The 23,118-nt window shown below is 51.8% G+C and carries 20 protein-coding genes and 2 pseudogenes; 11 read left to right on the top strand and 11 right to left on the bottom strand.

Going from position 1 to position 23,118, the window contains the following annotated elements:
• A pseudogene (locus AB7U36_RS03715) lies at positions 1-361 on the top strand (ammonium transporter); the annotation flags it as partial.
• Between the two features lie 294 nt (positions 362-655).
• On the opposite strand, the gene AB7U36_RS03710 reads toward AB7U36_RS03715, so the two are convergent.
• The 7 genes from AB7U36_RS03710 to AB7U36_RS03680 form a co-directional block, all read right to left on the bottom strand.
• Entirely contained in the window at positions 656-1,015 is a 360-nt protein-coding gene (locus AB7U36_RS03710) for a NifB/NifX family molybdenum-iron cluster-binding protein (protein ID WP_428158463.1), read from the bottom strand.
• 34 nt (positions 1,016-1,049) lie between these two features.
• Positions 1,050-2,393, bottom strand: a complete 1,344-nt coding sequence (locus AB7U36_RS03705) for a sigma-54 interaction domain-containing protein (RefSeq protein WP_428158462.1) — start codon at positions 2,391-2,393, stop codon at positions 1,050-1,052.
• A gap of 14 nt (positions 2,394-2,407) precedes the next feature.
• Positions 2,408-4,090, bottom strand: coding sequence for an energy-dependent translational throttle protein EttA (gene ettA, locus AB7U36_RS03700; protein ID WP_428158461.1), 1,683 nt, complete (start codon positions 4,088-4,090; stop codon positions 2,408-2,410).
• Positions 4,091-4,112: 22 nt separating this feature from the next.
• Complete coding sequence (locus AB7U36_RS03695) at positions 4,113-6,263, bottom strand: DEAD/DEAH box helicase (RefSeq protein WP_428158460.1); 2,151 nt, start codon at positions 6,261-6,263, stop codon at positions 4,113-4,115.
• A 97-nt stretch (positions 6,264-6,360) separates the two neighbouring features.
• Positions 6,361-6,918, bottom strand: a complete 558-nt coding sequence (locus tag AB7U36_RS03690; RefSeq protein WP_428158459.1) for an NUDIX hydrolase — start codon at positions 6,916-6,918, stop codon at positions 6,361-6,363.
• Positions 6,919-6,923: 5 nt separating this feature from the next.
• Positions 6,924-7,799, bottom strand: coding sequence for a 1,4-dihydroxy-2-naphthoate polyprenyltransferase (locus AB7U36_RS03685; protein WP_428158458.1), 876 nt, complete (start codon positions 7,797-7,799; stop codon positions 6,924-6,926).
• A gap of 26 nt (positions 7,800-7,825) precedes the next feature.
• Positions 7,826-8,407, bottom strand: a complete 582-nt coding sequence (locus AB7U36_RS03680; protein WP_428158457.1) for a carbon starvation CstA family protein — start codon at positions 8,405-8,407, stop codon at positions 7,826-7,828.
• A 139-nt stretch (positions 8,408-8,546) separates the two neighbouring features.
• Here AB7U36_RS03680 and AB7U36_RS03675 point away from each other — a divergent pair, with 139 nt between their 5' ends.
• From AB7U36_RS03675 to AB7U36_RS03665, 3 genes are all read left to right on the top strand, one after another.
• Complete coding sequence (locus AB7U36_RS03675; protein ID WP_428158456.1) at positions 8,547-9,257, top strand: YkgJ family cysteine cluster protein; 711 nt, start codon at positions 8,547-8,549, stop codon at positions 9,255-9,257.
• 79 nt (positions 9,258-9,336) lie between these two features.
• Positions 9,337-10,020, top strand: coding sequence for a hypothetical protein (locus tag AB7U36_RS03670; RefSeq protein WP_428158455.1), 684 nt, complete (start codon positions 9,337-9,339; stop codon positions 10,018-10,020).
• A 2-nt stretch (positions 10,021-10,022) separates the two neighbouring features.
• Positions 10,023-11,273, top strand: coding sequence for an IMP cyclohydrolase (locus tag AB7U36_RS03665; RefSeq protein ID WP_428158454.1), 1,251 nt, complete (start codon positions 10,023-10,025; stop codon positions 11,271-11,273).
• A 138-nt stretch (positions 11,274-11,411) separates the two neighbouring features.
• Here the strand turns inward: AB7U36_RS03665 and AB7U36_RS03660 are convergent, their stop codons facing one another.
• On the bottom strand, positions 11,412-13,391 hold the full coding sequence (locus tag AB7U36_RS03660) for an RNB domain-containing ribonuclease (RefSeq protein WP_428158453.1): 1,980 nt from the start codon (positions 13,389-13,391) through the stop codon (positions 11,412-11,414).
• Positions 13,392-13,484: 93 nt separating this feature from the next.
• Here AB7U36_RS03660 and AB7U36_RS03655 point away from each other — a divergent pair, with 93 nt between their 5' ends.
• The 7 genes from AB7U36_RS03655 to AB7U36_RS03625 all read left to right on the top strand — a co-directional run bounded on the left by AB7U36_RS03655 (position 13,485) and on the right by AB7U36_RS03625 (position 21,469).
• Positions 13,485-14,033: a Smr/MutS family protein gene (locus AB7U36_RS03655; protein WP_428158452.1), complete on the top strand. Its 549-nt coding sequence runs from the start codon at positions 13,485-13,487 to the stop codon at positions 14,031-14,033.
• Between the two features lie 168 nt (positions 14,034-14,201).
• A complete protein-coding gene (locus AB7U36_RS03650; protein ID WP_428158451.1) occupies positions 14,202-14,609 on the top strand; it encodes an anti-sigma factor family protein in 408 nt (135 codons plus the stop codon).
• Positions 14,609-15,073, top strand: coding sequence for a hypothetical protein (locus AB7U36_RS03645; RefSeq protein ID WP_428158450.1), 465 nt, complete (start codon positions 14,609-14,611; stop codon positions 15,071-15,073). Before AB7U36_RS03650 ends, AB7U36_RS03645 begins: the two co-directional genes overlap by 1 nt.
• Positions 15,073-15,621, top strand: a complete 549-nt coding sequence (locus AB7U36_RS03640) for an RNA polymerase sigma factor (RefSeq protein ID WP_428158449.1) — start codon at positions 15,073-15,075, stop codon at positions 15,619-15,621. The genes AB7U36_RS03645 and AB7U36_RS03640 overlap by 1 nt, the downstream gene beginning before the upstream one ends.
• Before the next feature lie 17 nt (positions 15,622-15,638).
• A complete protein-coding gene (locus tag AB7U36_RS03635) occupies positions 15,639-17,084 on the top strand; it encodes an efflux transporter outer membrane subunit (RefSeq protein WP_428158448.1) in 1,446 nt (481 codons plus the stop codon).
• 15 nt (positions 17,085-17,099) lie between these two features.
• Entirely contained in the window at positions 17,100-18,344 is a 1,245-nt protein-coding gene (locus AB7U36_RS03630) for an efflux RND transporter periplasmic adaptor subunit (protein WP_428158447.1), read from the top strand.
• Entirely contained in the window at positions 18,341-21,469 is a 3,129-nt protein-coding gene (locus AB7U36_RS03625) for an efflux RND transporter permease subunit (protein ID WP_428158446.1), read from the top strand. Before AB7U36_RS03630 ends, AB7U36_RS03625 begins: the two co-directional genes overlap by 4 nt.
• Here AB7U36_RS03625 and AB7U36_RS03620 read toward each other — a convergent pair.
• From AB7U36_RS03620 to AB7U36_RS03610, 3 genes and pseudogenes are all read right to left on the bottom strand, one after another.
• Positions 21,357-21,638: an addiction module protein gene (locus AB7U36_RS03620; protein WP_428158445.1), complete on the bottom strand. Its 282-nt coding sequence runs from the start codon at positions 21,636-21,638 to the stop codon at positions 21,357-21,359. The genes AB7U36_RS03625 and AB7U36_RS03620 overlap by 113 nt on opposite strands.
• An 88-nt stretch (positions 21,639-21,726) precedes the next feature.
• Positions 21,727-22,734: an endolytic transglycosylase MltG gene (gene mltG / locus AB7U36_RS03615; protein ID WP_428158444.1), complete on the bottom strand. Its 1,008-nt coding sequence runs from the start codon at positions 22,732-22,734 to the stop codon at positions 21,727-21,729.
• A gap of 76 nt (positions 22,735-22,810) precedes the next feature.
• Positions 22,811-23,118: pseudogene (locus AB7U36_RS03610) on the bottom strand (electron transporter RnfB); the annotation flags it as partial.

Raw genomic sequence — 23,118 nt, 5'->3', positions numbered from 1 at the left:
TGGTTCCTCCATCATCATCGGCGCCATTGCTGGTGTTTTGGTTGTCTTTGCTGTACTGTTTGTTGATAAAATAAAAATAGACGATCCCGTTGGCGCGATTTCCGTACACGGTGTAAATGGTGCCTGGGGAACCCTTGCTGCAGGTATCTTCAACATCGGCGGCCCTACCTTGAAAATTATATCCGTACAGTGCATCGGTATTGTTTCCTGCTTTGTCTGGACATTTTGCACGGCTTTTATCCTGTTCAAGATCATTGACGCGACCATGGGCTTAAGAGTATCCCCGGAAGAAGAACTGGAAGGGCTCGATTCCACAGAACATGGCGGCAATGCATATCCTGACTTTTTACCCAACCATTAATCATGCCTCCGGCTACTCCGGAACTTCCGGCGGTAGCCTGGCATCCTCCTCCCCCCATGCAGGAGAAATTGCTAAGCAAAGTTAACGCAATCATCTGCATATTTGATTGGCGTCCTCCTTACGCGCGAAACGCCTGACACACCTGCCGCCTCCCTCCAAGGCGGCAGGTCTTTTTTCATGAAAATAAAGACACGAAACAAGAGGGCGAAGCGCCTGCGGCGACTATTTTAGCCCTTGCTTTTTTAGCTTTACACGTTTCATTGTTTGTTGTGGCTTGCGAACCGTATGGGGGGATCAGGCCAAAGGCGTTCCTGGTAGCGGCGTGCATCCGGGCATCATAAAAGCCGGTTTAATTGTATTATGCCTGGCCAGACAATCCAGTATGTCCATGGCATTGCCGGTGACAAAGGCGAACATACGGATTTTGTTTTCAACAAGCCGGGCCGCAGAGGATTCCGAAATTGCCCCGCAAACCAGGGCCGTGACTTTTTCACGGTTTAAAAGCGCTGCAAGGGAGATGATATCGTCCGGCTGGAACGTTTCATATTTTTTGTTATGAATGATTTGATTTTCAATATCTGCAATTAAAAGGGTTTTTGCTGCGTCAAACACTGGAGAGACCCGGTTTCCCCAAGTGGTAATCGCAATTTTCATGGTCTCCTCCTCCAGGAATTTTTTATGCGTGCATTTACAACTGGATTCCCAGTTTTTTGATCCGCCTGAACAGGGTGCTTTTGTGAATGCCTAAGTCCCTGGCTGCGGCATTACGGTTATTGTTATTCCGTTTCAACGCGTCGGTAATCATTTTGATCTGAGCAGCAATGACCGGATTTTTATTTTCACCGGTTCCCGGTCCTGATTTGGCTGCAAGCGACGGCGGCAGATGCGCCATGGTGATGAACCCTTTGGCGCACAGGACAAAGGCATGTTCAATGATATTTTCAAGTTCCCTGATATTTCCGGGGAAATTATGGGCCATGAATGCGGCAAGCACCTCAGGGGAAAGACCCTGGATCATTTTGTCCCGGCGCAGGTTCAACCGGGAGATGAACTGGTCCGCCAGATAGGGAATATCCTCCATTCTATGGCGCAGGGGCGGCAGGGATATTTTAATAACATTGATGCGGTAATAAAGATCCTGGCGGAATTCCTTGTTTTCCACCATGGTTGTCAGGTTTTTATTGGTGGCGGCAATGATTCGGACATTGGACCGCTCTTTGGCAATACCGCCAAGGGGCGTGTATTCTCGTTCCTGAAGCACCCGAAGCACCCTGACCTGAAAGGCTGGACTTGTGTCTGCGATTTCATCAAGAAAAATCGTACCATTGTCTGCCAGGGCAAAATGGCCGGGTTTGTCTTTTACTGCATGGGTGAATGCCCCTTTTTTATATCCAAACAGTTCCGACTCCAGCAACGTGTCCGGCAGGGCTCCGCAGTTGATGGCCACAAAAGGGCAATCCTTTCTGTGACTGGTGTTATGAATGGCCCTTGCCATTAACTCTTTTCCCGTACCTGTTTCCCCTTCGATCAGAACGGATGAATCGCTTTCAGCAATCTGGGGAAGGATATTGAAAATATTTTTCATGGCACTGGCGTTGCTCACCATGTCGCCTAGTTTGACCCCTCCGGTCAGCTCTTTTCTCAGGGCTTCCACCACAGAGTGGTCTCTGAAGGTTTCCACCCCGCCCAGAACCTCACCATCTTTATCAATGAGCAGGGAGGTGGATGCAGTTATAGGAATTTTTTTTTGCTGGTTGTTAATAATATATGCGGAACTGGATACAAAGGGTTTGCCCTGTTCCATTGTTTTTTTCAGGGCACAGCCCTGTTCGCACATGTTGGAGCGGAAAACATCCCAGCAATGGCGCCCTATGGCATCCTGCCGGCAGATGCCGGTAATCTCCTCGGCAGCCCTGTTAAAAGAGGTGATTTTCCAGTTGTAGTCAATGGTAAATACCCCGTCTGAAATTGAATCCAGGATGATCTTGGTGGTGTCAGTGTTTAACGGGGTATTTCTGTCATGTTTGGACATGTCGGGGAATCTGTTTACCGGGTCAGCTGGCGGTACTTGATTCGTGTGGGCTGGTTGTCCTTGATGCCCAGCCGTTTTTTGCGATCCTTTTCATAGTCTGAATAAGACCCTTCAAAGAACAGGGTTTGGCTGTCGCCTTCAAAGGCCAGGATATGGGTGGCGATGCGGTCTAGGAACCACCGGTCATGGCTGATGATCACGGCACACCCGGCAAAGTTTTCAAGGGCTTCTTCCAATGCCCGCATGGTATTGACATCCAGGTCGTTGGTGGGTTCGTCTAAAAGCAGCAGATTGGACTGCCTTTGCAGCATGGTGGCCATGTGAACCCGGTTGCGCTCACCCCCTGAAATATCTTTAACCTTTTTCTGCTGGTCAGAGCCTGAGAAGTTAAACTTGCCTACATAGGCCCGGGCATTGATTTCCCGGCCCCCCAGCAAAAGGGTATCACTTCCGCCGGAGATCACTTCATAAATGGTTTTTTCAGGATCCAGGGTATCCCGTTCCTGGTCCATATAGCCGACACGCACACTATCGCCGATTTCAATGGTGCCGGAATCGGGTTTTTCCTTTCCGGTAATCATTTTAAACAGCGTGGTCTTGCCGGCACCGTTGGGACCTACCACACCCACAATGGCTCCCGGTGGAAGGCTGAAATTCATATTTTCCACCAGAAGTTTGTCTTCAAAGGCCTTGGAAACATTTTTCGCCACAACGACCTTTGATCCAAGCCGTGGTCCCGGCGGAATAAAGATTTCCATGTTCTGTTCCTGCTGTTTGGTATCCTTGGTGAGCAACGCTTCATAGGCCGTGATTCTGGCCTTGGATTTGGAGCGCCGGCCCTTGGGCGACATCTTGATCCACTCAAGTTCTCTGGCCAGTGTCTGGCGGCGTTTGCTTTCGCTTTTTTCTTCTTTTGCCAGGCGCTGCTGTTTCTGTTCCAGCCAGGAGGAGTAGTTGCCTTTCCAGGGAATGCCTTCGCCCCTGTCCAGTTCCAGAATCCAGCCGGCGACATTGTCCAGGAAATAGCGGTCATGGGTTACGGCAATAACCGTGCCTTCAAACCGGCTTAAATGCTGTTCCAGCCAGGCCACAGATTCGGCGTCGAGATGATTGGTTGGTTCGTCCAGGAGCAGAATGTCCGGTTTCTGCAGAAGCAGGCGGCACAGGGCCACCCGGCGCTTTTCACCGCCAGAGATCACGCTGACAGGCGTATCTTCAGGCGGACAGCGAAGGGCGTCCATTGCCATTCTCAGCTGGGCATCCAGGTCCCAGGCATCCATGTGGTCAAGCTTTTCCTGCAGCTTCCCCTGTCTTTCCAAAAGCGCGTCCATTTCATCATCGGACATGGGGTCTGCAAAGGCTTCGGAGATCTTTTCATATTCTTTTAAAAGGTCTACGGTCTCCTGAACTCCTTCTTCCACCACTTCCCGCACGGTTTTGTCCGAGTCCACCAGGGGTTCCTGCTCAAGCAAGCCCACGGTAAATCCCTTGGATAAAATGGTTTCACCTATAATATCAGTGTCTATTCCTGCCATAATCTTTAAAAGTGTTGATTTACCAGAACCGTTAAGGCCCAGTACACCGATCTTTGCCCCGTAAAAATAGGACAGGGAAATATTCTTGAGCACCTGGCGGGTGCCATGGAATTTTCCCACATTGATCATTGAATAAATTATTTTTTTAGTATCTTCGGTCATATGGTCTCCTGAATTCTATACTTTAATATACTGTGACTACAGGCGCTTTGCGTATCAACTCAATGGCTTGGGCCGCTGTTTTGGCGAAAACCGGAAAATCCTGGTCCAGGTGGGTCATCTGGCGAAGATTTTCCGCAGTTCTCAGAATCAGTCTGGCAAAATCCCCTTCAGCAAAATCTGACTTGCGCATCAGCTCATCCCAGGGCGTATCATGGGCCCAGGCATAAACCAGGGACGCCGGCTGGATAAACAGGTTGGGCGCGGGAAATCCAGATTGCAGCATTTTCATGGCAAAGGGCTTCAGGCCCCGGCGCAGATCCAGAAACGTATCCTTGAGCCGTTTGGAAAGGGTGGTGTTAAATAGAAAATCATCCTTGAACTCCTTTTCATTGACAAATGTGGCCATCATGGCTGCCAGCAGTGCCGGGTCACGTTCCGGCAGAAGTTTGTCCCGAAGGCTCTGGGCCACAAGCAGTGGTGAGTCAATGCGCAGTTTGGATGCCCAGATCCCGTCTTCGGTCAGGGTGCCGGGTTTTTCCCCTCCAGGGGTGACAAAGCCCTCCTGGATCAAAAAGTCCATGTGCTCGGTAAAATCCAGCCATAAATATTCCAGGTCGCTGCCGAATTTTTTCCTGGCTTTTCTGCCGCTTTTTCCGGCATCCCCACCAATGGCAATGAGATAGGAGGCAAAGGATTTTTCTAAAAGGGTACGCACCTGTTCCGGGGTGTTGGATAACAAAAGATTGAGCACCATGGAAAAATCGATTTTGATCTGGGAATCCACATTTAAAGGCGGAGCATTAACCAGTTTGGCCACAAGGGACACGTCCATGTATTTGCCCGGCAGTACCGCGGCAAATCCGATATTGTCCATGCCGCGTCTTCCGGCCCGGCCTGCCATCTGCTGGAATTCACTGGGCGTCAGGGAGAGGAAGTCCTTGCCGTTGAACCGGTCTGAATTTAGAATCACCACAGACCTGGCCGGGAAATTCACACCTGCAGCCACCGTGGAAGTGGCAAACATGGCATCTAAAAGCCCTTCGGCCATTAAGGTCTCCACCACCACCTTCCAGGCAGGCAGATGCCCTGAATGGTGTGCTGCCGTAGCGGTTCCCTCCAGATAGGGCCGCTGGGGATGGGCGGATAAGTGGGGATTGTCTGCCGTGAGTTGTACAAGCCGGTCCATCAGTGCCTGTTTTTTTTCCGGCGCATTTTTCAGCAGACTGCCATCGCATAATTTTATTGCCTGGTCGCATTCGGACCGGGATTTTAAAAAAAAGATAGCCGGCAGCAGGTCAAAATGGGCAAGCACCTTGAGGATATCCCCAAACCTGGGCAGTCTGCCCGGCGGGGCCAGCGTGGCGCGTTTGCCTGACTGATTGAATTCATAAACCTTTTTATGAAGGCGAGTCCGCTTTCCGTCCTTCCCTGTTTTTTCAAGCAACGGATAAAGGGTGCCTGACGGATGGAAAAATAAGGGAACCAGGGGGACCGGCCGTGTGGTGTTTTCCACTACTTTGCACGCCTTGTCCCGGATGGCGGACAGCCAGCCTGCAATCTGGTCCGGGTTGCCGATAGTTGCGGACAGTAGAAGCAGCGGGATGCGCACGGGCAGGTAGATCATGATCTCCTCCCAGACCACGCCGCGTTCGGCATCGCCAAGAAAGTGGGCTTCATCCAGAATGATCAGATCGCATTTCAGGTTCTGGCCCGTGTACATGGCATCATAGAGCTGGTTTCTTAAGATTTCAGTGGTGCCGATGATGATGTCTGCGTTTGTATTTTCCTTGATGTCGCCGGTGAGAATTCCCACCTTTTCCTTGCCGAATATTTTCGAAAATCCGGCATGGATGGAATTGGTCAGCGCCTTTAAAGGCGTGGCATACCATACCTTGCCGTTGTTTTCCAATATCCTTTTTGCGGCCTGCTCTGCAATCCAGGTTTTTCCGGCACCTGTGGGTGCTGTGACAAGACAGTCCGATATGTTGATGGCCCCAAGGGCTTCAAGCTGAAACGGGTCCGGTGTGAAAGGCTGTTTTTCGGGAACACCTATCCGGTCAAAGACTTTTTTCAATGCCTTGTCTGCCCCGGCAGTCAGCTCGGGGTAGAGGATGGGACGTGATGGTCTGGGTTCGGAATTTTTTCCCGGGGAACGATAATATCTTTTTTTCATGTTTCTTTAAACCACAAATTGACTGAATATACAATACGGTTCCCCTGGTGTACTTTGTAAAAGCCACATATTTAACCTTTTTTTAATCATGTCCTTTTCAGGGGTTGGGTTGCTGCAATTGCTTTGAATAGGCTTTTTTAAATTTTTCCAGCACATTTCGGGCCGAGCCCATGCCGAACATGCCGGTATCAAGATCATGGACCGGTATAAACCTGAAGCCTGCCACATCATCCATGGGGGTAATTAAGGAAAAATCCCTGACCTTGCAGGTGAATGCCATGTCGGTGATGGGATACACCACACAATTGTAAGGATAGGTGTTGGCAAAGGAACAAAAAAATTCCAGGTCGAAAATATCCAGGTTCAGTTCTTCCTTTACCTCCCTGACAAGGCCATGGTCAATGCTTTCGCCGGGCTCGGCAAAACCGCCCGGCAGATCAAGGGTGCCTTTGCCGGGTTCTTTTGCACGCACGGTGACCAGAATCCTGTTTTGATGGTCAAGGATAATGGCCATGGCTGCCGCGGCACAGTTAAGAAAGAATCCGAATCCGCATTCCCGGCATTTAAACGATTTTACGCTGTCAGGGTCAAGGCTGTTACAGCCGCAGGACGGACAGAACCGGAACCGGGTGCGGTTGGGATTTGTATGGGGCATGGCTGTTATCCAAGCATGATCCCGATGGCAAAAAGAGTACTGAACATAAGGGCAAGCGTTGCCGTGTCTGCAAGGGCCAGGTTAAGGATTCTTCCGTCCTGTTCAAAAATGGTTTTAAACACGGGACAGGATTTCCAGAATACGGCCAGGGGCAGCAGAATGGCCCAGGACCAGCGGCCTGAGGCAAACATCAGACAGGGGATCAAAAAGGAGAAAAGGACCAGAAATACAAACCCGACCTTGGTCCGCCAGGGACCTATCATCACGGCCAGGGTTCTCTTGCCCGCTCTGGCATCTGTCCCGATATCCCGCAGATTGTTGACCACGATAATGGCTGTGACCAAAAAACCCACGGGAACGGATGCGACGAAAACAGCCGGTGTCACACATCCGGCCATGAGATAATAGGTGCCCAGCACTGCCACGGGTCCGAAAAAAATAAATACAAACACCTCACCAAGGCCGTTGGATGCAATGGGAAAGGGACCGGCACTGTAACAGATCACCCCGAGAAGGGAGGCAATCACGATATACAGGATCACAACCCCGCCTTTCATAATCAGAAACGTGCCTAAACCCAAGGCCACCAGCATGGTCAGTATAAATGCGTTTCGAACGGTTTCAGGGGGGATCAGGCCGCTTTGGGTCATGCGCTCGGGGCCTTTACGGTCCGGGGTGTCAATGTGGTGCAGAAAATCAAAATAATCATTGGCCAGGTTCACGGAGATCTGGATTAATAAAGCGCCTGCCAGGGCTGCTGCAAACATCAGTGCTGAAAACCTGTGGTCAAAAGCAGCGCAGGCTGCGCCAACAACAACCGGGCAGGCTGCCGCCGGAAGGGTTTTGGGCCGGATGGCCAGCCACCAGTGGTGTAGATTCATAATATGTTTCACCTGTTTTTTTGTAATCATTCAATAATGGACCAGGTCATGATGCCTTTGCCCTGTTTGTAAACGGCATGGCCCAGCCAGACGGCGATGGCAATTTCGCACCATATCGGGAATACGGACTGCGGATACATGCTGAAAACAATGGCAATGACAAGGCCGAATACCGCAATAAGGATCCACAGTTCAAGAAATACAATCAAAAAGAAAAAGAACCGGGTCCGGTTGTTCACATATTTGGCCGTATAATCGGCAATGGATTTCCCCTGGTTTCTCATGGAGATGATTAATGCACCAAAGTCGTGAATCGCACCCATGAAAATACTGCCCACAAAAACCCAGATCAGGGCGGGCACCCACCCCCAGATAATGGCCACAGCCGGACCGACAATGGGTCCTGTGCCGGCAATGGAAGTAAAATGATGACCAAAAATCACCTCTTTTTGGGTGGGCACGTAATCTGTCCCGTCTTCCATCTCCACGGCAGGGACGCCTGCTTCCCGGGTCAGGTTGAATATTTTTTTGCCGATGTATCTGCCGTAAAGCTTGTACATGATCAGATAACCCGCAAAGGTCAGTATCATGATGAACAAAGCATTCATTTTTGTGTCCTTCTCTTTTTGCCTGTTTTAATGTCTGTCCGGTTCGATTTTCCACCATCACCGTTGACGCAACTATACGCTGATGATATTGGAGGAACAACTATTTTGTTTAAGTTTAATGAGTTGATTGAAACAGTCCATGACATGCACTGAAAAATTGAGTAAAGCGGTTAACACCCTTGGGGGGCTCTACGACTTGTTTGACACGGCCATGGCGGCGTTTCCCGCTGCCTGTGCAAAACAGTGCGCAGACTGCTGTACCTGTAATGTCACTGCCACAGGTCTTGAAATCGCCTATATCCACGACCGTTTGGATGGCTGCGCCCTGGACGATATCCGTGTACGGCTGGACCGTGCCGGGCAAACCCGACGGTACCGGCCTTTTCAGACCACCAACGGATTTGCTTTGGCCTGCATGGAGGGCCGTGATGCAGATGAGGAAGAAAACGATCCGTCCTGGGGAACCTGTCCGTTGCTTGACGATGGGATCTGCACCATCTATCCTGTCCGGCCCCTGGGGTGCCGGGTGATGATGTCCACAACCCCCTGCGGGCAGACAGGGCAGGCTGACATGCCTTTTCTTGCCTTAACCATAACAACCGTTTTTATGCAGTTTGTGGAACACCTGGATGCCGGCGGTGTATACGGCAACTTCCTTGATCTGCTGGAACACCCAGGGGCGGATGCCTTGGATTGTAACGGATTGCCGGGGATATACAACATCCCCGGAACTGCCCAAAATTTAAAGATTCCAGCGCTTATGATTCCGCCCGGGCATGTCGAAAAAACCCGGAATCTTGTTCAGTCCCTCGGGGCTCTGATCCGGAAAAATGACCGCCCCTTAACTTGACTTCACCCGTAAGAATGCGTTAAATGCATGCCTGCATTTAAAATACACAGCATTAATTATCATACCCTAAGGAACAGCCATGACGAAAAATGTGGTAGAAAGAATAGACGATCTGGTGAAAATCAAGACCATTCTGGTCAGCGTATCTGATAAAAGCGGGCTTGGGGCATTTATTCCGGGTCTGCTTGGGATCAATCCGGATATCACCATTTTATCCACCGGCGGAACCTATTCCAAAATAAAAGAGATTCTCGGACCTGATGCCCAAAATAGTCTTAAACAGGTCTCTGATTATACGGGCCAGCCTGAAACCCAGGGGGGGCTTGTTAAAACCCTTGATTTTAAAATTTATCTGGGCCTTTTGACTGAAACGTATAATCCTGCCCATCAGGATGACCTGAAAAGAACCCATGCGCTGCCCATTGATATGGTTGTGGTGAATCTCTATCCATTTGCCCAGACCATTGCCAGGAAAAATATCACCGTGGAAAACGCCCGGGGTAATATTGATATCGGCGGGCCGACCATGATCCGGGCCGCTGCTAAGAATTTCATCCGGGTGGCCCCGGTGGTGGATCCAAAATCCTATGACAGTATTCTGGCGGTTCTTAAAGCAAAGGAAGGGGCTTTGGGGCTGAAAGACCGGTATTCACTTGCGTCAAAGGCCTTTGAGCATACGGCCCGGTACGACCGGGCCATTGCCGATTATCTGGCCGGGTTTTCAAAAAAAGACGTTCAATCGTGTTATAAAACAGGGGAGTAAATATGAGCATTGATCTTAAAAAGATGTACAAAACCATTATGGATGACCATTTTACCCCGGCCATGGAAATTTCCTTTGTGGATGGTGATAACCGGCAGACCCTGTTTTATGAAAAGGTCTCCTGGATCATTGACGGGGTGCAAAAGGGCCTTCGTTACGGGGAGAATCCGGGCCAGGAAGCCGCATTATACCGGCTGGTCAATGGAAATCTCGCCTTGGGGGATGCAAAAACCATCGTGCCGGGCAAACATCTTGTGTCTGATATTGAACTGCTGCAGTCCGGCAAACACCCGGGTAAAACCAACCTGACCGATGCAGATAACGCCCTGAATATCCTGCGGTATTTTACGGATACCCCCTGTGCCGTCATTGTCAAGCACAACAACCCCTGCGGGGCTGCCCGGGCCAAGAGCCTGGAGCAGGCCTATGCCAAAGCCTATATGGCAGACCGTGTGGCGGCGTTTGGCGGGTGCATTGCCCTGAATCAGGCCGTGGACAAAGCAACCGCCGAAGGCATTGCCGCTCAGTATGCCGAGGTGGTGGTGGCCCCGGAGTTTGAGGACGGGGTTATCGAGATTCTGGGCCGGCGGAAAAATCTGCGTGTGATCCGGATCAACGCCATGGACAAACTGCAGTCCTTCATTGGTGAGCGGGTGGTGGATTTCAAAAGTCTTATGGACGGGGGCATTGTGGCCCAGTGGTCCTTTGTGCCCAAGACACTTAAAAAAGAAGATCTTCTTATTGCTTCCACACAATATAAAGGAATAGCGTATAAAGTGGACCGGGAACCCACGGACCAGGAATACCAGGATATGCTTTTTGGCTGGCTGGTGGAGTCCGGTATTACGTCCAACTCCGTAATTTATGTAAAAAACAATTGTACTGTGGGCATCGGCACCGGTGAACAGGACCGGGTGGGCGTTGCTGAAATCGCCGTGGATAAGGCCTATCGCAAATTATGTGACCGGTACTGCTTTGAACGGTACAACACCTCCTTTGCCGACATGGCGGATGAAGACAAAAGAGCCGAGATTGAAGCGGATGTGGCAAAACAGAAAGGCGGGCTTATCGGTTCTTCCATGATTTCAGATGCTTTTTTCCCGTTCAGGGACGGCATTGATGTGGGGTTGAGGCAGGGGGTAAAAGCCGTTATTCAGCCCGGCGGTTCAATGAACGATTACCAGTCCATTGAGGCCTGCAATGAAAACGGGGCCAGCATGGTATACACAGGACAGCGCAGTTTTAAACACTGAAAGTTAAGATGATTCCAAATTAAAAGCCATGAAGCATAAAGGACATGAAGAGTGCTTCCCCGGTATCTATTCTTCATGCCCTTCATGGTAAAATAAAATACTCACTCCGCTTGGGTGTTATGGCATCGGCCTTTGGCCTCAGACGGCAAATAATGTCAACTGACCGCGCCGTGCATCCGCATGCTGGATCGTCACCTGGATCTGGTCCCCGGGTTTGAGTTTAAGTCCGGATGCAGGCAGCCTGGATTCAAGCATGAACTCTTTGAGCAGAACGTTGTAATGGTCTCTGTATGCATCAAGCACCAGTCCTTCAAAGCTTGCCCCCCTGAAATCCTGCAGGTATTTGATCAGCCAGTAGCGTTTACGGGCTGCCTGGATGCGTCCTGTATTGGATACGGCCACGGAAATGGCAGCAAGGATGTCGTCAAGGTCCCGGGATGAATAGGGGGCGCCTATACCTAATATTGCCTTGATCTGGCGCTGGGTAAGCAGGTCATGGTAGCGCCTGATGGGGGAGGTGGCCGTGACATAGGCAGGTACCCCAAGGCCTGCATGGGGCTCGGCATGGGTGGTGATAACAGCCCGGCTTAATTGTTTGCGCTGGATGAAATTGGGCATCAATTCCGTTTCAATACCCTTGAAAATACGCTGTTTGGGCTGTGCCTGGGACCGGAATACCGCAGGCATGCCGTTAGTTTTTAAAAATTCGGCCATCAGGGTGTTGGCCAGAATCATCATCTCTGAGACCAGCATCCGCGACGGATTCTCCCGGTCCACTTTTGTATAATGTATATTTTTATTTTCATCCAGCCACACATTGACCTCGGGCAGGGTGATCTGGATGGCCCCGGCCTTGAGACGCTTCTCCCGCAGTACGGTTGCCATTTTGTAAAGGGTGGTGATGGGGTCGTTTTTACCGTTTACAATATTGGCCGCGGTATAGCTCATCTGCTGGTGGACCTTGATCACTGATGGAACAATTTGATAGTCCTGTACTTCAAAAAAGCGGTTCATATGCACCAGGGTGGAGACCCCCGGCCGCAACTGGCCTTCCTTGAGGCTGCACAGATCTTCGGACAGGCTTGGCGGAATCATGGGCAGCTTGTCGTCGGGTATGTAAATGGATGAGGCGCGCTCCCTGGCTGCCATATCAATGGTATCCCCGCTGCGGATGAAGGCCCCGACATCAATAATATGAATCCCCAGCCGATAACCGGTTTCCGTTGTTTCAAGGCTGATGGCGTCGTCATAATCCTGGGTGGACTGGCCGTCAATGGTAATTAAGGGCAGATGGGTCAGATCCCTGCGTTTTGGATCGTCAAATACCAGGGGGGCTGTTTTGCACAGGTGATCTGCTGCCTGGTTCACCTCGGCTGGGAATGCAGTGGGGATCTGCAGGGATAACAGGTCCAGGTTTTCATCCGCATCCCAGATACCGGCTTTTACAAAAAGTTCGAACAACCGGTCAGGGGAACTTAACCCTGCTTTTTTAATGATATCCTTTGCTATAAAAGCTTTTTCAGCCTCATTGCTGAAAATATAATAGTCTTTTAAAAGTTTGAGGAGGACAGGATCCGGTGCCTCACTGACATCATCCTGATCCCTGAGCCGGACCAGCCAGGCTGCACCTTTTGTGATCAGGGAATTTCTTCGTTCTTCTTCCCGGATCTGGTTTTTTTTTGTCTCCACCTGCGCTTCTGTGAAAGGTAAAAAAATTACTTTGTTAAATTTGAAATAGAGGCGGTCATTGAAAAAGGCCCGGATAACAGCCGCTTCATGATCCGGGGTCAAGGGCGGATCAAAACAGAACAAGGTCATGGCGGAAATATCAATTTCCTGGGGGTCATCATGGAGAATTTCCCATAAATCCCGGATATTTATAGACTCAGACAGCTTTTTGCGGGTTTCAGTCACCTGTCGCAGGTGAGAGACCAGGGTTGTTTTGGAAAGTCCAGTATCCAGTCCGGCCTCGGAGATATGCGCCAGACGCTTCTCGGAAAAGCTGACTTCCCGGCTGTTCTCATTGAGCAGCCGAAGTTTTCCTTTTGCCTCACTTAAGATAACCGCAGATATAATTTTTTGCTGGTCTATATATTCAACAATGTTGCCAATATTCATGCAAGGACAATAACAGGAAGGTATATTAAAGTCAAATCCGGCAAACAAAGACTGAACCTTGAAGACACCCTTTTTTTCAAGTAAAATAGCTGTATGACAAACAAAAATACCAGGAAAAATAAACAAAAATTAAAGCGGAAAAATGATCTGCCTAAGCTGGCATCGGACAAAGATTTTCTATGTGCATTTTTAAAGGATGAACAAGAAGCTTCAGCGGATAAGACTGCTGAACAGGAGCCGGCAGACACTGAACCTGAAGCGGATTTTTCAACCCTGCTGGAAGCTTCCCTGAAACAGAATCGTCCTCCCCGCCATGCGCCTAAGCCCATGCCCCTGAACCGCCGCCTCAAGCGCTACCCGCCGCCCGAAGCTGATCTTGACCTCCACGGGTTCACAGCCATCGGGGCCCGGGTCAAGGCCCGGTCTTTTATTTCAAATGCCCATATCCAGGGTTTTTTTACCCTGCGCATTATTGTGGGCAAGGGGCTTCACTCCGAAGACGGCCCTGTGCTTCCCCATGTGGTGGAGGACCTTTTAAAAGAGATGAAAAAAGAAAATATTGTCCTGGCCTATAAATGGGAGGGCCGGAAGAAATCAAACGCCGGTGCTGTGCGGGTTTATCTTAAACGTTTTGATGATTAAATAACCGGGCCATCACCTTGCCCTGAAAAATTTCCATCTGTCTCCTAATTCCCCGCAGTTGATTATTGGAATTTTTTTAATTCATGGCGCAGGAAACAGGAAAATTGTGCGTCAGTATTTATTGAGAAACCATTATTGGCAGGTGAATGTGTCTGCCGGGAGGAATATATGGAGTGCAAACAGGTTCAAAGACGTTTAACAGCCTGGAGTGACCATGAAATTCCAGGGGATGACGCTGTGGCATTGGAAGTCCACCTGGGGGCGTGTCCCGCATGCCGGGCCCGGGCCGAATCCTTGAAAGCGCTCATCCGTGCCCTGGACGGTCTGGGCGCTGTATCAGCCCCAGAGGGATTTTCCCGGCACGTTTGCCGGGCCGCCCGGGCCGGCATGGAATCCGTGGATATGGCCCAGTGGTGGCACCACCTCTCCCTGACCTGGCGGGGAATGGTGTGTGGCATGGCCATGGCCGGGCTGTTATTCGGGGCAGTACTGGGAACCAGTCTGGGCACCAGTTCGGAGAACACCGCCTCTTCAGCCCTTTATCTTGCCTTATCCGATGACGGAGGCTATTACTGATGAATACCGCTTTTAAACGAATATTGATCATCTTTTCCGTGGCCCTGAATATTGGATTTGTTGTCATGGCTGCCTGCCATCATTTTTGGATTCGCCCGGAACCCAGGGACGAGCGACATTGGAAAGAACTGACGGCCATCGTGGAAGAGATGACCTTGCCAAAGGCCCAGGAAACGGAACTTCTGAAATGTATGACCGAATTTAGAAAAAAGGTGGAAATCGTCAACCGCCAGATTCGCCAGGCCAAAGAGGATACCCTGATCTTTCTGTCCAAGGCCTTGCCGCTTGACGAACAACTGCTTCATGGGACGTTTGAAAAGACCAATCGTCTTTACCAGGAAAGACAAAAGCTGTTTGAATCCCATATTGTCAGACTGCATCAGATACTGGGAGAGGAAAAAGGGGTTTATCTTTTCCGGCGTATTCTGGCAAACAAAAAATCAGACTCCAGCCACAAGGGATAATGTTCGGTTTTAATTTAAACCGTCTGGATGACACTGAGCTTGCCGGACTGGTGGCCAGGGGCAACGAAAGAGCCTTTGCCGAGGTGGTGACGCGCCACCAGGATGCTGTTTACGGCTTTGCCCTGCGCATGCTGAACCATTCCCAGGAGGCCGAAGATGTCGCCCAGGAAGCATTCCTAAGATTTTTCAAAACTGCGGAACGGTTTCGGCAACAGTCCTCTTTGCGGACCTATCTGCTTAGGATTGCAAGGAATATCTGCATTGACATGTTCCGGAAAAAAAAGCCTGAGCTTTTGGATGAAATCCCGGAAACCCCGGATCTGGATACCCCTCTGACCCTGCTTGAAGGGGCGCTGACCCAGAAATCCATTGAAGACGCCGTGGAAAAACTGCCGGTCAACCAGCGCACGGCCATTCTTTTACGCCATGTTGAACAGATGTCCTACCATCAGATCGCAACGGCTATGGAGATATCCCGGGGTGCGGTGGAATCGCTGCTGTTCCGGGCAAGACGGGATTTAAAGCTGGCCCTGTCAAAAAACCGATAACTATTTGGAGAACCCTTTTGAATCATCCCGTAAAAACAATCATTGCGCTGTGCATCACCGCACTGATGCTCAACGGTTGCATCACATTAACGCCTGGGCCCCGGCAGGATGACCCCATTGCCATGCCCCATGGGTTTTCCCTTTATACAGACACAGACCCGGGTCCTGGAACCTGGTGGCACTCCTTTAGCAGCCCAGAGCTTGACAGCCTGGTTCAGCAGGCCCTGGCCGGTAATTTTGATATCCGCACGGCATTGTCCAAGGTCCGTCAGGCCGAGGCCGCGGCCCGGAAAGCCGGGGCAGATCTCTCCCCCACCATAGATTACAGCGGATCGGCCCAGACCTCCCGTGAACAGACCAAAACTGATGCAAAGGGCCGGTCCAGTGAAGATGCCAAAGAGTTCAGCGCAGGGCTTTCCGCCGGCTATGAAGTGGATCTTTGGGGCCGGCTCAATGCGCTGCACAAGGCCGAGATTACCGAATACCAGGCCACAAAAGAAGACCTTGATGCCGCCGCAGTCACCGTGTCCGCAGACGTGGCAACCGCCTGGATTGATATTCTGTCCCTGCGCCGGCAGATCAATATCCTGAACCAGCAGATCGAAACCAACCAGCGAATGCTCAGCCTCCAGGAGCTGCGGTTTGAAAATGGTCAGTCCGATGCCCTGGATGTGTCCCAGCAGCGCGACGTCCTGGCCCAGGCCAAGGCCCTTATGCCTCCGCTGCAGCTTGGGGAGGCCCGGCAGCTCAATGCCCTTGCTGTCCTGCTGGGCCTTGCGGGTAAAGGGGATGCCATTGCCGGCCGGATCTCCCAGAGCGATCTGCCCGACCTGATCCCGCTTCCCCAAACCGGCCTGCCCGCCGACCTTCTGGCCAGCCGGCCCGATGTCCGGGCCGCAGGTCTGAGATTAAATGAAAAGGACTGGCAGGTCTGTGCAGCAAAAGCAGACCGGCTGCCTGCCCTGGATCTTTCGGCCAGCGCAATTTTTTCCAGCGCGTCTTTGGATCTGCTGTTTTCCAACTGGGTATCCACCCTGGCCGCCTCCATCACAGGACCGGTGTTTGATGCAGGGTATAGATCCGCCGAGGTGGACCGGGCAAAGGCCGAAGCTGACCAGTATCTCACCGCCTATGCCCGGACAGTGGCCCAGGCGGTCCAGGAGGTGGAAGACAGCCTGGCCACGGAAAGGCGGCAGACCGAATACATCCGCCTGCTCAAGGAGCAGCTGGCCACCCTTCGCATCACCGTGAACGATGCGCATCTGCAGTACATGAACGGCCAGGACAACTACCTGGATTACCTGAGCGCCTGGATCAACGTCCAGGCCCTGGAACGCCAGCTGGTGGACGAACAGGCCACCCTGATCAAAAATCGTGTCACCCTGTACCGGACCCTTGGCGGAGACTGGACCCGGGGACTCTCCCAAGCGGATACCACTGAAACCCCTTCTAAGAATTCATAACAACGGAAAATAACCATGTCAGACATCCCCCAAAAACTTACCTTTTTCGGTAATGCCATAAAATTTTTTATTCCTTTGCTGATCATCGCCGGCGGCGCCGGTGCCTGGTTCTATTTCCAGTCCACGGCCCCTGTCATGAAAAAAGCAACCCCGGTCCGGGAGATCACCATGGTGGAGACCCAGGCCGCGCAAGTTGGGGAGAAACGCGTGCTGATCACTGCCATGGGCACCGTGGAAGCCTCCAGGAAGGTCACGCTGAAAGCCCAGGTCTCCGGTACGGTGCAGTCGGTGAGTGACCGGTTTACACCGGGCAGCCTGGTGGTCAAGGGCGAAACGCTTTTGCAAATTGACCCGCTTGATTACCAGGTGGCAGTCAGGAAAGCCCAAAGCGCCCTGGATCATGCCAAGGCTGCCCTGGCCATTGAACAGGGCAGCCAGAACATTGCCAAGGAAGAGATCAAAGTGCTCTCTGAAATGACCCGGCGCACCATCAAAAAGACAGACCTGGCGTTGAGAAAACCGCAGCTGGCCCAGGCCCAGGCTGACGTGACCAGCGCAGAGGCCGATCTGACCCAGGCCGGACTGGACCTTAGCCGGACCCGGATCTGTGCGCCGTTTAACAGCATTATTCTGGACCGGTCCGTTAATGAAGGGGCCTACGTGGGCACCCAGGAGGATCTGGTCACCCTGGCCGGTGCGGATGAGTTCTGGATTGAAGCGGTGGTGCCGTTGGACCAGATGACCTATATCGACCTGGACATTCCCGGGGGCAGCCCGGTGACCATCCGGTCCCAGTCCGGCCCGGGCACATGGCAGGGCCGGGTGATCCAAGCCAAGGCCCAGCTCTCTGATTCCAGCCGCATGTCCACGGTGATCATTGCCGTGCAAAATCCCCTGGGCACCCGGGATCATATCTCCGGCCAGCCCCTGATGCTCAATGACTATGTGAATGTGGAAATTTCCGGGCGCATCCTGGACAATGTGGTGCAGCTGCCCCGGTCTGCGCTGAAAGACAATGACACCGTATGGGTAAACGCCAACAATACCCTGGATATCCGCAAGGTCTCTCTGGCATGGAAGGGAACCCAGCATATTTACATTAAAACCGGCCTGGATCAGGGCGATCAGGTGGTCATTTCCAGCCTGTCCACCCCTGTCCAGGGCATGGCTGTCAAAACCTTTGAAACAACTGAACAGGAACCGGCCAAGATTGGTGAATTCACACCAGCCCCTTCCGATAATACAAGAGATCCATCATGACAACACAAGAGATACACACCCGGGGGCCTTTGGCCTGGATGGCGGGCAACTCGGTCATTGCCAACCTGCTGATGTTTGTTTTCCTGGTGGGCGGGCTGCTCATGGCCCTGAACCTGAAGCAGGAGGTGTTCCCGGACTTCACAGAAAATTCGGTATCCATCAGCATATCCTACCCCGGGGCCAGTCCCGAAGAGGTGGAGAACGGTATTATCCTGGCCGTTGAAGAGGCTCTTGAGGACATTGAGGGCATTGATGAGGTTACGTCAAATGCCACGGAAGGTGCTGCCAGCGTCACGGTGGATCTGGTTGAGGGAGCTGACGAAATCAAGGTATGGCAGGAAATCAAAAGCGAAATTGACGCCATCGCCACCTTTCCCGAGGAATCCGAAGAGCCCGTGGTCTCCATTAACAGCCATCGGCGCGGGGTTCTCACCGTGGCCCTTCACGGCAGTGTGGGTGAGGTGACCCTGCGCTCGGCCGCCGATGCCATCCGGGATAAAATGCTGCTGGATTCCCACATTACCCAGGTGGAACTTACCGGCGTCAAGGATTACGAGGTCCGGGTGGAGATTCCCCAGGCCACGCTGCGGCGGTACGGCATCACCCTGGGTGATGCGGCCGACGCCATTGCCAAGGCATCGGTGGAGCTGGGCGGCGGCAGTTTGAAAACCGAAGCCGGGGATATCCTGGTCCGGGTCAAGGACCGCAGGGAATATGCGGCCCAGTATGCCAAGGTGCCGCTGCTCACCCTGGCTGACGGTTCCAGGGTGCTTCTGGGAGATGTGGCCACTGTAGAGGAAACCTTTGAGGATTCCAATACCTGGGCCAACTTCAACGGCGACCCGTCCGTGATGATCGACATCTATCGTGTGGGAGATCAGACCCCCACCGAGGTGGCCGGGGCGGCAAAAGAGATCATCAATGAGCTGAACCACACCCTTCCCAAAGGGCTTCACCTGACCATTCTCAATGACAGCTCAAACACCTATATCCAGCGCGCCCAGCTGCTGATGAGCAATGGCCTGCAGGGGCTGGCCCTTGTCTTCATATTCCTGGCCCTGTTCCTGGAGATCCGGCTGGCCTTCTGGGTCAGCCTGGGAATTCCGGTTTCATTCATCGGTTCGTTTTTTTTTCTCTCTGCGGCGGATGTCTCCATTAACATGATCTCCATGTTTGCCTTCATTGTCACATTGGGTATTGTTGTGGACGATGCGGTGGTGGTGGGTGAAAATGTCTACCACTGGCGATCCAAGGGATTGCCGCCCCTGAAGGCGGCCATTGCCGGGGCCAGGGAGGTGGCGCTGCCCGTTGTGTTCAGCGTACTCACCAACCTGGTATCGTTCATGCCGCTGCTGTTTGTTCCCGGATTCATGGGGAAAATATTCAAAGTCATCCCCATCGTGGTGGCATCGGTGTTCGGCATTTCACTGGTGGAAAGTCTGTTTATTCTGCCGGCCCATCTGGCCCACCGTACCCGCAGCCAGGCCATCTGGCCGTTCAACCACCTGGAACGCTGGCAGGGCAAGTTCAGCAATGCCTTTGAATCCTTTGTCCGCAACCAGTTCGGCAGTTTTTTAAAATTCATGCTCTCCTGGCGCTACGGCGTGATCGCCTTTGGCCTTGCCCTGATGGTGGCCCTGGGCGGATATATCTTTTCCGGACGGATGGGTCTTGAAATGTTTCCCCGCAGCGAATCAGACTATGCCTATTGTGAAGCCACCTTGCCCTACGGGTCAGCGGAGTCCAAGCTGAAAGAGGTGGAGAACAGGCTGATTGCCTCGGCCCGGACGGTGATCGATAAAAACGGAGGGGAAAAGCTGGCTGTCGGTATTTTGAGCGATGTCTCCGATAATGTCATCATCGCCAGGACCTTCCTGGTATCAGAGGATGTCCGCCCCATATCCACATCCCGGGTCACGGAGTTGTGGCGTCAGGCCACAGGCGGCCTGGCCGGGCTTGAAAACCTCCGGTTTGAATCCAACATGGGTGGGCCGGGTTCCGGGAAGAACCTGACCGTCCGTCTGGCCCACACCGACACCCAGACCCTGGAGAGCGCAGGCCAGGGTCTGGCTGCCGCCTTGTCCAACTATGCCATTGTCCATGATATTGACGACGGGTCAGAACAGGGTAAGCGCCAGTTCGACATCCAGCTGCTCCCCTTGGGAGAGCGCATGGGGCTGACCTCCCAGGAGGTGGCCAACCAGGTCCGGTATGCATTCCAGGGGGCCCAGGCGTTAAAGCAGCAGCGGGGCCGGAACGAGGTCACCATCCGGGTCAGTCTTCCAGAAGATGAGCGGATCACCGAATCGACCCTGGAAAACCTGGTGCTTCTCTCGGACAAGGGAGAGATCTATCTGCGGGATGCCGTGAAGATGACCCCGGGCAGGGCATATACCAAAATCGAGAGGACCGACGGCCGCCGCAACATTGAGGTGACGGCCAATGTCAATCCCCCGGCCCAGGCGGAAAATATTCTAAAAGAGGTGAAAGCCGGGATCATTCCGGAGCTCCAGAAAAAATACCCGGGGCTGACCATGAGTCTCGGCGGTCACCAGGAAGATATGCGGGACAGTTTAAGCGCCATGGTGACAGGATCTTTGATGGCCTTGTTCGGCATTTACGCCCTGCTGTGCATTCCGTTTAAAAGCTATGTCCAGCCGCTGATCATCATGGTCAGTATTCCCTTCGGGGTCATCGGCGCCGTGATTGGCCATATCATCATGGGATACTCCCTGTCCATCAATTCCATTTTCGGGGTGGTGGCCCTGTCCGGGGTGGTGGTCAATGATTCCCTGGTGCTCATTGACTTTGCCAACCGCAGGGTCCGAGAAGGCGCATCCTGTTTTGAGGCGATCTATTCCGCAGGCATCCAGCGGTTTCGGCCCATCCTTTTAACCACGGTGACCACCTTTGGCGGGCTGATGCCCATGATCATGGAGACCTCCCGCCAGGCCCAGATGATGATCCCCATGGCCATCTCCCTGGGATTCGGGGTGCTGTTTGCCACGGCCATTATTCTGGTGATGGTACCCTCTTTATACGTGGTGCTGGATGATGTCTCCCGGTTGATGTATGAACCTGTGCCGGACGCGCTGTCACTGTCAGAGGTGCCCCGGATAGAATAATTCTTTCTTTACCCTCTTCAAAGCGTTGTTCTGTTTCCTGAAGGGCCTTTTTATGCCAGGCTGGAGATTCAAGTAACTCTTCTTCTGATAATAAATCCGTCCACAAGGCATCCACCATTTTGAGTTTTTCTTTCCGGGTAAGGTGTTTTATTTCTATTGCATTTTGCATAATTCAATCCTGTTATATTTGAAAAATAATTGGCATTTTTACCTAGTTCTGTAAATGTCGTGCCAAGATACCCGAATCTGAAACCGGGTCACTGGCTAAGCTGGTATTTTTTTACGGCTTGGTTGTGGTCTTCCAGATTGGTGGAAAATTGATGGGTGGTGTCGTTTTTTGATACAAAGTAAAGAAAGTCTGTCTGGGCAGGATACAGGGCTGCCTTTAGGGATTGGGCGCCCGGGTTGGCAATGGGACTGGCCGGAAGTCCGTCGATCTGGTAGGTATTATAGGGGGTGACACGCCTTAAATGTTTATATTGAATTCTTCCGTGATAGTCAGATACCCCGTAAATCACTGTGGGGTCACTTTCAAGCCGCATATGGCGTTTGAGCCGGTTATGGAAGACCGATGAAATCATTGCCCGCTCTTTGGCATTGCCGGTCTCCTTTTCGATTATTGAGGCAAGGATGACAACTTCATGGACGCTTAAGCCTATCTCCTTTGCCCGGGCTTTCCATGTGTCAGTAAATGTTTTGTTAAAGGTGGATACCATTTTTTTGATTACGGTTTTGCAGTGTGTCTCCTTGGAAAAAAAATAGGTGTCCGGAAACAGATACCCTTCCAGGGTCATGCCCGGTATTTCACACTGATTGATAAATTCAATATCATTGCACAAAGATAAAAATTGCTGCCGGGAACACAAACCAGATTCCTGGGCGAGCATTGCAATTTCCTCCATGTTCAGCCCTTCGGGAACCGTAAACCGGTAAAGTTTGTTTTTACCCGAAATTAAAAGGTTTAAGATGGTTTCCGGGTTCATCCCGGTGTTCATCTCGTATTCCCCTGCCTTTATTCTTGTCCCTGCTTTTTTCAGCCGGGCATATAGTTTAAATGCAGTGGGATTTGAAATTAATTCCTGTGCCTTAAGGTTCTGGGCTATGGAGGGTAAATGCTGGCCGGAAGATACCGTAAAGTTAACAGGTTTAGATATTTTGGCTGCAGGTGTCTTGATAAAAGAGGACATCCAGTGCATAGCAGCTCCGGCGGCTATTGCAATGCACAAGCAGACCATGGCGAAAAAAAGGATAATTTTTTTTATCATTTTTGATATAAAATAAAACGGGTCTGCCGGTAAATCGGTCAGACCCGTATGTTTTAATTATTTCCTTGTACCTTATTTATTTGGCAATAGGAAACTCGGTATCAGGATTGTAGCAGATCCGACAGCAGTTCAGACAGCGATCAGCCTCGGCAAGAGCCTGGTCTTCGGGCAGAACCAGATCAACCTCAATCATTGAATCCAGCCTCTGGTTAACCGGTATTTCCGGCATTTTAGCCCGTTTGCTGGGCGTTATGCCGTCAACTTTTTTGAAAATAGATTCAGGGATTCTTTTTCCCAGTAAGGAATTCTCGACCGGTTCAACCGGTTTTCCTTTCAGGAACAGGTCGATGGCGCGGGCGGCACGCCTTCCGCCGCCAATGGCAG

This window comes from Desulfobacter sp., assembly GCF_050177295.1.
The sequence above is the reverse complement of the archived record's forward strand: the minus strand, read 5'-3'. Positions and strand labels throughout refer to the sequence as shown.

What these genes read in the sequence shown, in the direction of transcription:
- AB7U36_RS03710 (WP_428158463.1), bottom strand. Translation starts at nt 1,015, where the DNA reads ATGAAAATTGCGATTACCACTTGGGGAAACCGGGTCTCTCCAGTGTTT.
- AB7U36_RS03705 (WP_428158462.1), bottom strand. Translation starts at nt 2,393, where the DNA reads ATGTCCAAACATGACAGAAATACCCCGTTAAACACTGACACCACCAAG.
- ettA (WP_428158461.1), bottom strand. Translation starts at nt 4,090, where the DNA reads ATGACCGAAGATACTAAAAAAATAATTTATTCAATGATCAATGTGGGA.
- AB7U36_RS03695 (WP_428158460.1), bottom strand. Translation starts at nt 6,263, where the DNA reads ATGAAAAAAAGATATTATCGTTCCCCGGGAAAAAATTCCGAACCCAGA.
- AB7U36_RS03690 (WP_428158459.1), bottom strand. Translation starts at nt 6,918, where the DNA reads ATGCCCCATACAAATCCCAACCGCACCCGGTTCCGGTTCTGTCCGTCC.
- AB7U36_RS03685 (WP_428158458.1), bottom strand. Translation starts at nt 7,799, where the DNA reads ATGAATCTACACCACTGGTGGCTGGCCATCCGGCCCAAAACCCTTCCG.
- AB7U36_RS03680 (WP_428158457.1), bottom strand. Translation starts at nt 8,407, where the DNA reads ATGAATGCTTTGTTCATCATGATACTGACCTTTGCGGGTTATCTGATC.
- AB7U36_RS03675 (WP_428158456.1), top strand. Translation starts at nt 8,547, where the DNA reads ATGACATGCACTGAAAAATTGAGTAAAGCGGTTAACACCCTTGGGGGG.
- AB7U36_RS03670 (WP_428158455.1), top strand. Translation starts at nt 9,337, where the DNA reads ATGACGAAAAATGTGGTAGAAAGAATAGACGATCTGGTGAAAATCAAG.
- AB7U36_RS03665 (WP_428158454.1), top strand. Translation starts at nt 10,023, where the DNA reads ATGAGCATTGATCTTAAAAAGATGTACAAAACCATTATGGATGACCAT.
- AB7U36_RS03660 (WP_428158453.1), bottom strand. Translation starts at nt 13,391, where the DNA reads ATGAATATTGGCAACATTGTTGAATATATAGACCAGCAAAAAATTATA.
- AB7U36_RS03655 (WP_428158452.1), top strand. Translation starts at nt 13,485, where the DNA reads ATGACAAACAAAAATACCAGGAAAAATAAACAAAAATTAAAGCGGAAA.
- AB7U36_RS03650 (WP_428158451.1), top strand. Translation starts at nt 14,202, where the DNA reads ATGGAGTGCAAACAGGTTCAAAGACGTTTAACAGCCTGGAGTGACCAT.
- AB7U36_RS03645 (WP_428158450.1), top strand. Translation starts at nt 14,609, where the DNA reads ATGAATACCGCTTTTAAACGAATATTGATCATCTTTTCCGTGGCCCTG.
- AB7U36_RS03640 (WP_428158449.1), top strand. Translation starts at nt 15,073, where the DNA reads ATGTTCGGTTTTAATTTAAACCGTCTGGATGACACTGAGCTTGCCGGA.
- AB7U36_RS03630 (WP_428158447.1), top strand. Translation starts at nt 17,100, where the DNA reads ATGTCAGACATCCCCCAAAAACTTACCTTTTTCGGTAATGCCATAAAA.
- AB7U36_RS03625 (WP_428158446.1), top strand. Translation starts at nt 18,341, where the DNA reads ATGACAACACAAGAGATACACACCCGGGGGCCTTTGGCCTGGATGGCG.
- AB7U36_RS03620 (WP_428158445.1), bottom strand. Translation starts at nt 21,638, where the DNA reads ATGCAAAATGCAATAGAAATAAAACACCTTACCCGGAAAGAAAAACTC.
- mltG (WP_428158444.1), bottom strand. Translation starts at nt 22,734, where the DNA reads ATGATAAAAAAAATTATCCTTTTTTTCGCCATGGTCTGCTTGTGCATT.